11 protein-coding genes are annotated in these 11,413 nt (G+C 70.8%); all 11 read right to left on the bottom strand.

Annotated elements, in window-relative coordinates; genetic code table 11:
• Nucleotide 1 precedes the first annotated feature (1 nt).
• A complete protein-coding gene (gene cutA, locus IAI53_RS10720; protein ID WP_187718198.1) occupies nt 2-352 on the bottom strand; it encodes a divalent-cation tolerance protein CutA in 351 nt (116 codons plus the stop codon).
• Between the two features lie 72 nt (nt 353-424).
• Nucleotides 425-1,036: a glutathione S-transferase gene (locus IAI53_RS10715; RefSeq protein WP_187718197.1), complete on the bottom strand. Its 612-nt coding sequence runs from the start codon at nt 1,034-1,036 to the stop codon at nt 425-427.
• Between the two features lie 25 nt (nt 1,037-1,061).
• Nucleotides 1,062-1,718 (bottom strand): alpha/beta hydrolase, encoded by a 657-nt coding sequence (locus IAI53_RS10710; RefSeq protein ID WP_187718196.1) that lies wholly within the window; start codon nt 1,716-1,718, stop codon nt 1,062-1,064.
• Complete coding sequence (locus IAI53_RS10705; protein ID WP_187718195.1) at nt 1,715-2,044, bottom strand: (2Fe-2S) ferredoxin domain-containing protein; 330 nt, start codon at nt 2,042-2,044, stop codon at nt 1,715-1,717. Before IAI53_RS10705 ends, IAI53_RS10710 begins: the two co-directional genes overlap by 4 nt.
• Before the next feature lie 24 nt (nt 2,045-2,068).
• The gene (locus tag IAI53_RS10700) at nt 2,069-3,148 is read right to left on the bottom strand and encodes a VanZ family protein (protein ID WP_187718194.1); all 1,080 of its coding nucleotides are present in this window, start codon (nt 3,146-3,148) and stop codon (nt 2,069-2,071) included.
• 51 nt (nt 3,149-3,199) lie between these two features.
• On the bottom strand, nt 3,200-3,736 hold the full coding sequence (gene ubiT, locus IAI53_RS10695; RefSeq protein ID WP_187718193.1) for a ubiquinone anaerobic biosynthesis accessory factor UbiT: 537 nt from the start codon (nt 3,734-3,736) through the stop codon (nt 3,200-3,202).
• Between the two features lie 26 nt (nt 3,737-3,762).
• A complete protein-coding gene (locus tag IAI53_RS10690; protein WP_187718192.1) occupies nt 3,763-4,659 on the bottom strand; it encodes a U32 family peptidase in 897 nt (298 codons plus the stop codon).
• Nucleotides 4,660-4,693: 34 nt separating this feature from the next.
• Nucleotides 4,694-5,707, bottom strand: coding sequence for a ubiquinone anaerobic biosynthesis protein UbiU (gene ubiU, locus IAI53_RS10685; protein WP_187718191.1), 1,014 nt, complete (start codon nt 5,705-5,707; stop codon nt 4,694-4,696).
• A 304-nt stretch (nt 5,708-6,011) separates the two neighbouring features.
• A complete protein-coding gene (locus tag IAI53_RS10680; RefSeq protein ID WP_187718190.1) occupies nt 6,012-7,469 on the bottom strand; it encodes a high affinity choline transporter 1 in 1,458 nt (485 codons plus the stop codon).
• 172 nt (nt 7,470-7,641) lie between these two features.
• Complete coding sequence (gene rocD / locus IAI53_RS18695) at nt 7,642-9,783, bottom strand: ornithine--oxo-acid transaminase (RefSeq protein ID WP_187718189.1); 2,142 nt, start codon at nt 9,781-9,783, stop codon at nt 7,642-7,644.
• A gap of 98 nt (nt 9,784-9,881) precedes the next feature.
• Nucleotides 9,882-11,411: a ubiquinone biosynthesis regulatory protein kinase UbiB gene (gene ubiB / locus IAI53_RS10670; protein ID WP_187718188.1), complete on the bottom strand. Its 1,530-nt coding sequence runs from the start codon at nt 11,409-11,411 to the stop codon at nt 9,882-9,884.
• Nucleotides 11,412-11,413: the final 2 nt, after the last annotated feature.

Here is an 11,413-nt window from a genome sequence, read left to right as displayed (position 1 = left end):
GTCAGGCTTCCGGGGGGGCGGAAGGCTCGTGCCGGGTTTCCGCGGCCACCCAGGCCAGATAGCCCGGCAGGCCCCGCTCCACAGGGACCGCGACGATCTCGGGAAGTTCGTAGGGATGGGCGAGGCGGATCGCCGCTTCCACCGCCTGATAGTGCGCCGCGGTGGTCTTGATCATCACCGGCAGTTCCGCGGCCTCCTCGACGGCGCCCTGCCAGCGGTAGATGGACTGGCACTCCGGGAGGATGTTGACGCAGGCTGCCAGTCGCGCGTCGACCAGGCTGCGCGCGATGTGGCGGGCGCTTTCGGCGCTGGGGGCGTTGGTGAACACCAGCAGGACGGTCTCATCGGACATGGCGGAGCTCCGGTGCGGAGGTGCTGGAGGCGGCCGGCGCCATGCGCGCCCGGCCGCCGAGGACGAAGGGCATCAGCCGACCGGCGGCTTGGTGTCGATGAAGCTCGGGCGCGCGAACAGGCGGTCGGCGTAGGTCTTCAGCGCCGGATGGCGGGCGCGCCAGTCGAGGTCGGGATGGCGCAGGTCGAGGTAGGCGAGCGCGACCGCTGCAGCCACGTCGGCCAGTCCGAAGCGCTCGCCGTGCAGCCAGTCGTGTCCGTCCGCGCGTTTTTCCAGCTCGACCAGGCTGCGTTCGATCTTGTCCTTCTGGCGGACGATCTCGGCATCGCTGCGCTGGCCGTCGGGGCGGCGGGATTCGAGCAGCGCGGCCACCGCGGCGTCGGTGACGCCGTCAGCCAGCGCCTCGATCTGGCGCACGCGCACGGCTTCCAGCGCATCGGCCGGCAGCATGGCCGGTTGGGCGCCCAGGGTTTCCAGATAGCCGGCGATCACCGGAGAGTCGAAGAAGGCCTCGCCGTCGTCGGTGATCAGCACCGGCACCTTGCCCAGCGGATTGAGCGTGGGGATGCGGGTGTTGGCCTCCCATGGCGAGTCGACCACGAGTTCGAACGGCAGGCCTTTCTCGGCCAGCAGGATGCGGATCTTGCGGGCGTAGGGGCTGGTGAGCGAGGCGAACAGCTTCATGGCGGGGCTCCCTGTATGCGTGGACTCAGAGCGGTGCCCAGGTGCGGGCGATGACATCGCGGATCACGTGCAGCTTGCCGTGAAAGAAATGGTCGGCGCCGGGCACCACCACCACCGGCAGCTCCTGCGGGCGGGCCCAGTCGAAGACGTTGGCGAGCGGCACGGTCTCGTCCACCTCGCCATGCACGACCAGGCTGGAGAGCTTATCCGGCAGCGGCGGGGTGTCGTACTGGCGGGCGCCGTCGGCCGCGCTGCCGGCGGCCATGCCGACCAGCGCCAGGCGCTGCACCGGGGTGAGGCTGTCGGCCAGGCGATTGGCCACCCGGCACTGCACGAAACCGCCGAAGGAGAAGCCGCCGAGCGCCAGCGGCAGGCTACCCCAGCGCGACTGCGCCCAGCCGATCACGTTCAGCACGTCCTCGGTCTCGCCGTTGCCGTGGTCGTGTGCGCCGTCGCTCTTGCCCACGCCGCGGAAGTTGGGGCGCACCACCGCATAACCCAGGTCGCGGAAGGCGCGCGCCAGGGTGTGCGCCACCTTGTTGGTATTGGCACCGCCGTACAGCGGGTGGGGGTGGCAGACCACCGCCAGCCCGCGCACCTCGGCCGGGGTGTCGATCAGCGCGTCGATCGCGCCGGCCGCGCCGCGCAGCAGCACGCTCTCGGTGGGGGCGGGGCGGCTCATGCTGCGGCCGGCCCGTCCGGCAGGCGCAGGCGCTCGACGATGCGCCCGTGCACCAGATGGCTGTCGATGATCTCGTCGATGTCTTCGCGATCCACGTAGGTGTACCAGACGTTGTCCGGGTACACCACCAGCACCGGACCGTCGTCGCAGCGGTCCAGGCAGCCGGCCTTGTTGATGCGGATCTTGCCGCGGCCCTTGAGGCCCAGCGCGGCGATGCGGTCCTTGGCGTAGGTCTGCATCTCGACCGCCTTGTGGTCGTTGCAGCAGGTGTCGCCGGGCTGGCGCTGGTTGCAGCAGAAGAAGACGTGGTGCTTGAAATAGCTCATGCGGACTCCTGGGTGATCGGCCGATTATAGTCGCCGCTCGGCGGCCAGATGTTCGCCGCGCCACAGGCCAAGGGCGGACAGGTAGGCCAGCGCCAGGAAGGGCCAGGCGGCGGTGACCACCGCGGTGAGACCGTGGAAGTTGAGAAAGTGTCCGGCGGCCGCGGCGGAGCGGAACGGCAGGTAGGGGTTCTCCGGCATCAGGTTGACCAGCGCGGTGGCGGCCAGCATGGCCATGCCCGCCAGGGCGTGCTGCAGCACGCGCGGCAGCCGCAGGCAGACGGCGAGCAGCGGCAGCCCGGCGATCAGGCCGAAGCGCGCGCCTGGAGTCAGCCAGACCAGCGGTTCGCTGGCCGAGAAGAAGCTGAAGGTGGCCAGCGTGGTCAGGCCGAAGGCCAGCATGAACAGCAGCGGTATCGGCCACAGCCCGGGTGCGAGCATGATGCAGCGCGCGAACAGGCCCACGCCCACCACGGTAGTGGCCACATGCGCGGCTTCCAGTCGGATGAAGCGTTCCGGCTCGAAAGTCACCGGGTTGGGCAGCGCCAGCCAGTGGCGCAGATCGCCACTGCCGAACAGCAGGCCGTCGGCAGTGAGTTGGGTCAGCAGCCACAGGCCGAGCAGCAGCAGGCCGGCGTCGCCGGTGTAGCCGCCGACGATGTGCCGGCTGCGCCAGCGCTGCAGCCAGCCCTGCGGACCGAACAGCGCCGGGCCCCAGGCAGCGCCGGCCAGCGCCCCGGCCAGCGCGCCGAGCAGGTTGCAGCCCAGATCCAGATTGGAGGCGACCCGGCTGGGCAGGAAGTTCTGCACCGTCTCCAGCCCCAGGCTGAGCAGGCCGGCAGCCAGCGTGGCGGCGAGGATGCAGCCCCTGGCGCCGATCCGCCGCGACAGGGCGGCCGCGGCAAGGAATCCGAGCGGGACGTAGCCGGCCACGTTGAGGATGAGATCCTCGCTGCGGTAGTAGCGCGGCCAGGGTGCCAGCAGGTAGTCGAACACCGGCAGGCCGGTCGCCTGCCAGCCGGTGAACGGGTGCAGGCAGGCATAGGCGACCAGCGCCGCGTAGGCGAGCGCCAGGTGCAGCGGCAGGTTGGAGGCGTGGCGCGCCATCGGGCCGGTCCGGGGGGCGGGAGACCCGATTCTAACCAGATGCCGGGGGCGCTAGGCGCCCGCGGGTCGTCGCGGGCGGCCGGGCAGCGGCAGGCGGGCGAGCAGTGCGGCGGGCGACCAGGCGGTGGTGAGCGCGTCCCAGTCCACCGCATCCAGGGTGTTCTTGACCAGCAGGCCCAGGTCGGTGTCGCCTTCCATGATCAGCCGGCGGCTGAAGAACAGCGTGTCGGCGTCTTCCTCGCGCAGCGCCAGGGCGAGGTAGTCGCGCACGGTGGCGGAGAGCGTCAGGTCCGGGGTGCCGGTGGCTGGGAGCGGGCGGAAGCCGCGCGCACCGAGGCCGAAGTCCAGGGTCAGGCCGGCGTCGGTGACGCGCAGGCGCAGGCGGCGGCCGGTGAGCGGGGCGAGGTCCTCGCGCGGCAGGATGCGGCCGAGCGCGAGGTTGAGCGCCAGGCTCAGCGCCAGCGCGGGCGGCTGCTGCGGCAGGCGGGCGACCAGGCGGCCGAGCGCCGGGGGCACGGTGAACGCGGGTAGGCGGCGGGCGGCGGCCTGCAGGCGGGCGAAGCTGGGCAGGGCGGGAAGGTTCGACATGGGAGCGATCCTGTGGCGGTCCGGGTTCAGGAGGCGACGTATTGCTCGACGCCGGGGCGGCCGTGCCAGAAGCCGTTGCACGGTTCCTCGTTCATCCACTGGCGGCTGGCGGTCAGCGCGGCCTGCGGGTCGAGTTCGCCGGCCAGCGCGGCGCGGAAGGTGGCGAGCACCGCCGCGGTGTGTTCGCCTTGCGGGCTGATGCGCAGCACCCCGGCGCGCTCGCGTACCGCCGGCAGGTCGCCGAGCAGGTTGTAGATGCGCGCCGACTGGGTCTGCACGCCGTTGAGCGTGAGGAAGGGTTCGCCTTCGCGGGTGCGCAGCACGATGCCTTCGTTCATCCCCAGACAGCGGAACTCGCAGGTGTCCTTCTGCAGGTTGAAGTGGCGGGCGGTGAAGCAGCGGGCGGAATGGGCCAGCGGCAGGCGCCCCCAGGCGAAGACTTCGGTCTCCGGCGCCGGGTCCATGCCGGCGACCAGCGCCGCCAGGGCCTCGCCGGACATCTCCGGCGCCATCACCCAGCGCCGCGCGCCGGACTCCTGCAGCAGCGCCAGCGTGGCGGGGTTGAAGATGTTGAGCGTGGGCCCGGCCACCCAGTCCGTGCGCCCGGCCTCGGCCAGCAGGCGCACCGCGCCCATGTCGTTGGCCTCGACGCCGAACTCGCGCTGCGCGACGATGCGGCGCAGGACCTTGAGGTCGGATTCGGATTCGATCAGCGACTGGGTGGACAGCAGCACGTCCTTGCCGGCGGCGGCCAGCACGCCGGCCACCTCCAGCCAGTCCTCCAGGCGCAGTTCGTGGCGGCGCGAGCACACCGTTTCACCGAGATAGACGATGTCCACCGGGCTGTCGGCGATGTCGGCGTAGAAATCCAGCGTGGCCTGGCGCGGCCAGTAGTAGAGCAGGGGTCCGAGGGCGAGTTTCATGGCGTGTTCGTCTTTGTTGCAGGGCGCGCGGCGCTTACTTCCAGGGCCGGTAGTAGGCGCCCAGGGTGTGGCTCTGGCCTTCGGAGACCTTGTTGAGTTCGGCCATCCAGGCGGGCTGCACGGTGAAGTTGTCGGCATCGGCCATCACCCGGTCGAGCGCGGCGCGCCACACCTTGGTGACCTGGGCGACGTAGGCCGGGCTGCGCTGGCGGCCTTCGATCTTGATCGCGCGCACACCGGCGCGGGCGAGTTCCGGCAGCAGCTCCAGGGTGTTGAGGCTGGTGGGCTCCTCGATGGCGTAATAGGTCTCGCCATTGACGTCGAAGCGGCCCTTGCACAGCGTGGGGTAGCCGGCGCGCTCGCCGTCGGCGAAGCGGTCGATGAGGATGCCGTTGAGCCGCGTCTCCATGCCCTTCGGGGTCTGCTCCCAGCGCACATGCTTGCCGGGCGAGCAGGCGCCGTTGCAGTTGGGCGATTCGCCGGTGGCGTAGGCCGACAGCGCGCAGCGCCCCTCGACCATGACGCACAGGCCGCCGAAGCCGAACACCTCGATCTCCACCGGGGTCCTGCCGATGACCTGCTCCACCTGGGCGAGCGACAGCACGCGCGGCAGCACCGCGCGCTGGATGCCGAAGCGCTCATGGTAGAAATTGATCGCCTCGTAGCTGGTGGCCGAGCCCTGTACCGACAGGTGCAGGCGCAGCTGCGGATGGGTCTTGGCGGCGTAGGCCATCAGCCCGGGGTCGGCGAGGATGACCGCGTCCAGTTCCATCTCGGCGGCGCGGTCCACCGCGGCGGTCCAGTCGCCCCAGTTGCCGGCCTGCGGGTAGGTGTTGAGCGCCAGCAGCACCTTGCGGCCGCGCTGGTGGGCGTAGCGCACGCCTTCGCGCATGCTCGCCGGGTCGAAGTTGAGCCCGGTGAAGTTGCGCGCGTTGGTGGCGTCCTTGAAACCGAGGTAGACGCAGTCGGCGCCGTGGTCGATGGCGGTCTTGAGCGCCGGCAGGCTGCCGGCCGGACAGACCAGTTCGATGCGTTGCGTTGGGTTCATTTGGCTGCGGGGGCAAAAAAGCCCCGCAACCATAGTCTCAGCGTCGTTCCGGTGCTTTGACCGGGGTCAAGGGTGACGGCCGTGGAGGAGACTGCCCCCACGCTTGGCCCTGTCGGGCCGGCGCTGCCCCCCGAGGGGGCGCCTCCGGGCTTGGGGCGGCCCGGCGCCCGGAGGGGACTGCCCCCGCGCTTGATCCTGTCGGGCTGGCGCTGCCCCCCGAGGGGGCGCCTCCGGGCTTGGGGCGGCCGGGCGCCCGGAGGGGACTGCCCCTTCGCTCGGCGCTGTCGGGTTGGCGCTGCCCCGCTCAGCGCACGTGATGGGTGGCGGCGGCCGCGTGATGATGGCCGGCGTGCGGGCGGTGGTGGGTCTGGCGGCCGAGATAGCCGCCGATCACCATGCCGATGGCGCTGGCCACCAGGCCGATCAGCTGCGGTTCGACGTCGCCTTCCGGTACGGTGAATTCCAGCAGCAGCCAGGTCGCCAGGCCGAAGGTGATCGCCAGCGCGGCGCCCAGATTGTTGGCGCGCTTCCAGAACAGGCCGGCGGCCAGCGGCACGAAGGCGCCGGCCAGGGTCACGCGGTAGGCGTTCTCGACCATGGTGTGGATGGTCGATTCGGTGGCGGTGGCGTAGAGCGTGACCAGGCCGGCGAACACCGCCACGGTGACCCGCGTGCTCCACAGCAGGCCGCGGTCGGTCATGCCGGGGAAGAAGCCGCGCAGCACGTTCTCGGAGAAGGTCACCGAGGGCGCCAGCAGGGTGCCCGAGGCGGTACTCATGATCACCGACAGCAGGGCGCCGAAGAACACCACCTGGGCGGTGAAGGGCATGTAGTTGATGATCAGGTGCGGGAGGATCAGCTGGGTGTCGTCCTCCATCAGCTGGGCGACCATGTCGGCGTCGATCAGCGTGGCCGAGTAGGCCAGGAAGAGCGGCACCGCGGCGAAGAAGAAGTAGCTCACCCCGCCCAGCGTGGTGCCCCACACCGCGATGCGTTCGTTCTTCGAGGAGTTCACCCGCTGGAACACGTCCTGCTGCGGGATGGAACCCAGCGCCATGGTGAGCAGCGCGGCGATCCAGGCCAGCATGTCCAGCGGGTCCAGCGTGGGCAGCCATTCGAACTTGCCTTCGGCCGCCGCCTTGGAAATCACGGTGTCGAAGCCGCCGGCCATGTCGCCGGCCAGCCAGGTCACGTAGAGCAGGCCGGCGACGATGACGATCATTTGCACGAAGGTGGTGATGGCCACCGACCACATGCCGCCGAACAGGGTGTACAGCAGCACCACCGAGGCGCCGACCATCATGCCCTGGTTCATCGACACCACGCCGTCGGAGAGCACGTTGAACACCAGGCCGAGCGCGGTGACCTGTGCGGCCACCCAGCCCAGGTAGGAGGCGACGATGCACAGCGACAGGATCAGCTCGGTCGTGCGGTTGTAGCGCACGCGGAAGAAGTCGCCCAGGGTGAGCAGGTTCATGCGGTACAGCGGGCGGGCGAACACCAGGCCGAACAGCACTAGGCACAGCGAGGCGCCGAGCGGATCGGAGATCAGCCCGCGAAAGCCTTCGTCGATGAAGGTGGCCGAGATGCCGAGCACGGTCTCGGCGCCGAACCAGGTGGCGAACACCATGGCCAGCACGATGTACATCGGCAGGTTGCGGCCGGCGACGATGTAGTCGCGGGCGTTGTGCACCCGGGTAGCGGCCACCAGGCCGATGCCGATGGAGATGACCAGGTAGGCGACGACGAGCCAGAGCAGCATGGGCGGCTTCTCCGCAAGGTTTCAGGTGTGGTTTTCAGCGGGGCGAAGTGTAGCAACGAAATTCCGCCGCGGGGGCGCGGATTTCCGGCCGATGTGCGGGGCAACGGCGGTCAACGCCGCTCAACGTGCGGCGAATGGCGCACAAAGATGGTGCGTGGCGCCGGGCGGCGCCCTAACTCGCCAGGCTGTGCTGCCCCTGGGGCAGTGCGGCGAGCACCTCGCACACCGTAGCCGCCGCCTGCTCGGCGAGATCGGCTTCGATGATCAGCGGCGGCGACAGGCGCAGCACGCTGCGGTGGGTGTCGCGGGTGGCGATGCCGCGGGCGAGCAGCAGTTCTGCCGCCAGGCCGGCCGAGGCGCCGTCCGGGTGCAGTTCGATGCCGGTCAGCAGGCCGCGCCCACGGATCTCGCGCACGCAGGGCGGGCAGTCGGCCCTCAGGCGCTCGCGCATGCGCCGGCCCACGCGCTCGGCGTGTTCCCAGATGCGGGTCTCCAGCAGCAGGTCGAGCACTTCCAGCGCCACCGCGGCGCCCAGCGGATTGCCGCCGAAGGTGGAGCCGTGGTCGCCGGGGGTGAACACGTCCATCACCGCGCGGTCGGCAAGGAAGGCGGACACCGGCAGCAGACCGCCGCCCAGGGCCTTGCCGAGGATGATGCCGTCCGGGCGCACGCCGTCGTGGTCGCTGCCCAGCAGGCGTCCGGTGCGCCCCAGCCCGGTCTGCACCTCGTCGGCGATCAGCAGTACGTTGTGGCGTCGGCAGATCTCCGCGCAGCGGGCGAGATAACCGGACGGCGGGATCAGGATGCCGCCTTCGGCCTGGATGGGTTCGACCAGGAAGGCCGCGGTGTTGGGCGTGATCGCCTCTTCCAGCGCCTGCGGGTCGCCATAGGGGATGCGCAGCAGGCCGGGTGGGAAGGGGCCGAAGCCCTGGCGGTACTGGGCCACCGAGGACAGGCCGACGATACCGATCGAACGGCCATGGAAGTTGCCGTTGCAGCCGATGATCTCGGCGGCGTCGGTGGGTACGCCCTTGACCTGGTAGGCCCACTTGCGCGCGGCCTTGAGCGCGGTCTCCACCGCTTCCAGGCCGGTGTTCACCGGCAGCGCGCGCTCGTAGCCGAACATCACGCACAGGCGCTCGAGCAGCAGCGGCAGGCGGTCGTTGGAGTAGGCGCGCGAGGTCAGCGCCAGGCGCCCGGCCTGCTCGGTGAGCGCCTGCACCAGGCGCGGATGGGAGTGGCCGAAGCTCACCGCCGAGTAGGCGCTCATCATGTCCAGGTAGCGCCGTCCCTCGACGTCCCACAGCCACACGCCCTCGCCGCGCTGGAAGGCCACCGGCAGCGGGGCATAGTTGTGGGCGCCGAATTCGCGTTCGCGGGCGCGCAGCAGGTAGGTGTTGGGGCCCAGCGCGGCCTCGGCAAAGGTGTTCACCCAGGCTGCGACGGCGCCCTGCGGGTCGCGCTCGGGCAGGTATTCGACGATCTCCAGGGCCACCAGGTCGCCGCAACTGCGCAGCACGTGCAGGGTGTCGGCCAGTCCCTGGGCGGACAGCCCGCCGGGCGCGGGGCACAGCACCGCGGGGATGTCGCCCGGGTCGACCGCATCCAGGTCCACGCTGACGCCGAAGCCCGCGGTGCCGCTGCGTGCCACGGTGAGCGCGTCGCAGAACACCGCATCCAGGCCGCGGCGGCGCACTTCGGCCATGCCGAAGATGCGCACGCCCAGGCGGGTGAGGCGTTCGACCTCTTCGGCTTCCCAGGCGCGTGCGCCGACCACGCACACATGGGCGGGGTCCAGGCGCGGGCCGGGGACGCCGGTGAGCGCCTCGGCGCCCTCGCCGAGCAGGGCGGCCAGCGGCATGCCGTGGATGTTGCCGGAGTGCGTGCTGGTGTCGGTGTGGCTGTCGAGATGGGCGTCGATCCAGATCAGGCCCAGCGGACCGCGTGCCTCAAGGCGGCGCGCCATGCCGCGCCAGGTGCCGACGGCCACCGCGTGGTCGCCGCCGAGCACCAGCGGCAGGCTGTCGTCGGGCAGCGCGGCGAGGTGGTCGGCCAGCCGGCGGGCGTATGCGCCGACCGCCGCCAGGCGCTCGGCGGCGGGGGCTCCCGCGGGGAGTTGCGGCTGTGGCGGATGCAGCACGGTGTCGAGCGCCGCGGCGGTGCCGCGGATGCTCAGGTGGTGAAGCAGGCCCGCAGCCAGCAGGGCGTCGGGGCCGGCCGCGGGACCGGCGCTGGGGGCGCCAAGGGCTGCGGCGGCGCCGACCACCCGGACGGTGGCGCGCGGGCCGTGGGGGAGCGGAGTGGGTTGGGTCATGATCGCCTGCCTCTCGTCCGTTGAACACGGGGCCGGGCGGCGGCGCGCGGACTGCAAGCGCCCGGCATGCCCGTTTGATGACGGGCGGGCGGAATCGTTCAGCCCAGCAGGCGTGCCAGCTCGATGCCGACCAGCGCTGCGAGCAGCAGGCCGATGACGGTAACCAGTCGCCCATGCTGGCGCTGGGTGGCGGCCAGGCGGGCGATCTCGTCGCGGATCGCGGCCTGCTGGCGGGCGGGCTCGGTGAGCGCGTGGTGTATCAGGCGCGGCAGCTGGGGCAGGGTGCCGGCCCAGGCCGGGGCCTCTTCGCGGATGCCGCGTGAGAGCGCGCGCCAGCCCATCTGCTCGTCCATCCAGCGTTCGAGGAAGGGCTTGGCGGTCTTCCACAGGTCCAGTTCCGGGTCGAGCTGGCGGCCCAGGCCTTCGATGTTGAGCAGGGTCTTCTGCAGCATCACCAGCTGGGGCTGGACTTCCATCTCGAAGCGGCGCGCGGTCTGGAACAGGCGCAGCAGGGTCTTGCCGAAGGAGATGTCCTTGAGCGGCTTGTCGAAGATCGGCTCGCACACCGCGCGGATGGCGCTCTCGAACTCGTCCACCCGGGTCTTGGCCGGCACCCAGCCGGCGTCGATGTGGGCCTGGGCGACGCGCTTGTAGTCGCGCTTGAAGAAGGCCAGGAAATTGGTCGCAAGGTAGTTCTTGTCGACGTCGGTGAGCGTGCCCATGATGCCGAAGTCGAGCGCGATGTAGCGCCCGTCGGCATGCACGAAAATGTTGCCGGGGTGCATGTCGGCGTGGAAGAAGCCGTCGCGGAACACCTGGGTGAAGAAGATCTCCACGCCGGCACGCGACAGCCTGGACAGGTCCGTGCCCTGCGCGCGCAGCGCCGCGGTCTGCGAAATAGGCACGCCGTGCATGCGCTCCATCACCATCACCGACTTGCCGCACCAGTCCCAATAGACCTCGGGCACGATCAGCAGCTTGGAGCCGGTGAAGTTGCGCCGCAGCTGCGAGCAGTTGGCCGCCTCGCGCATCAGGTCGAGCTCGTCGGCCAGGTACTTGGCGAACTCGCCGACCACCTCGCGGGGCTTCAGCCGGCGGCCTTCCGGCCACACCTTCTCGAGGAGGATGGCGGCCGCTTCCATCAGCGCCAGGTCGTGGGCGATGACGCGCTCGATGCCGGGGCGCAGCACCTTCACCGCGACTTCGGTGCCGTCGGGCAGGTGGGCGAAATGCACCTGCGCCACCGAGGCCGACGCCACCGGCGTGCGGTTGAAGTCGTGGAATACCTCGTCCACCGGTTTGCCGTAGAAATCCTCCAGCACCGCGATCGCCTGCGCGGTGGGGAAGGGCGGCACGCGGTCCTGCAGCAGCGCGAGCTCGTCGGCCAGGTCCGGAGGCAGCAGGTCGCGCCGGGTGGACAGCATCTGGCCGAACTTGACGAAGATCGGGCCCAGCGATTCCAGTGCGCGGCGCAGGCGTACCGCGCGCGGCTCGCGGAAGCGCCGCCAGAAGAACAGCACGTTCCACACGCGCGCAAGCCGCCCGCTGGTGTCGGCGTCCAGGACGATGCGATCCAGGCCGAAGCGCAGGCCGACGGTGACGATCTTGACGAGGCGGAACAGGCGCACGG

The organism is Thauera sedimentorum (genome assembly GCF_014489115.1).
Lineage (GTDB): Bacteria > Pseudomonadota > Gammaproteobacteria > Burkholderiales > Rhodocyclaceae > Pseudothauera > Pseudothauera sedimentorum.
The sequence above is the reverse complement of the archived record's forward strand: the minus strand, read 5'-3'. Positions and strand labels throughout refer to the sequence as shown.

Coding starts and splice junctions, on each gene's coding strand:
- IAI53_RS10700 (WP_187718194.1), bottom strand. CDS start 3,148: ATGGCGCGCCACGCCTCCAACCTGCCGCTGCACCTGGCGCTCGCCTAC.
- IAI53_RS10715 (WP_187718197.1), bottom strand. CDS start 1,036: ATGAAGCTGTTCGCCTCGCTCACCAGCCCCTACGCCCGCAAGATCCGC.
- ubiU (WP_187718191.1), bottom strand. CDS start 5,707: ATGAACCCAACGCAACGCATCGAACTGGTCTGTCCGGCCGGCAGCCTG.
- cutA (WP_187718198.1), bottom strand. CDS start 352: ATGTCCGATGAGACCGTCCTGCTGGTGTTCACCAACGCCCCCAGCGCC.
- IAI53_RS10705 (WP_187718195.1), bottom strand. CDS start 2,044: ATGAGCTATTTCAAGCACCACGTCTTCTTCTGCTGCAACCAGCGCCAG.
- rocD (WP_187718189.1), bottom strand. CDS start 9,783: ATGACCCAACCCACTCCGCTCCCCCACGGCCCGCGCGCCACCGTCCGG.
- IAI53_RS10690 (WP_187718192.1), bottom strand. CDS start 4,659: ATGAAACTCGCCCTCGGACCCCTGCTCTACTACTGGCCGCGCCAGGCC.
- IAI53_RS10710 (WP_187718196.1), bottom strand. CDS start 1,718: ATGAGCCGCCCCGCCCCCACCGAGAGCGTGCTGCTGCGCGGCGCGGCC.
- ubiT (WP_187718193.1), bottom strand. CDS start 3,736: ATGTCGAACCTTCCCGCCCTGCCCAGCTTCGCCCGCCTGCAGGCCGCC.
- IAI53_RS10680 (WP_187718190.1), bottom strand. CDS start 7,469: ATGCTGCTCTGGCTCGTCGTCGCCTACCTGGTCATCTCCATCGGCATC.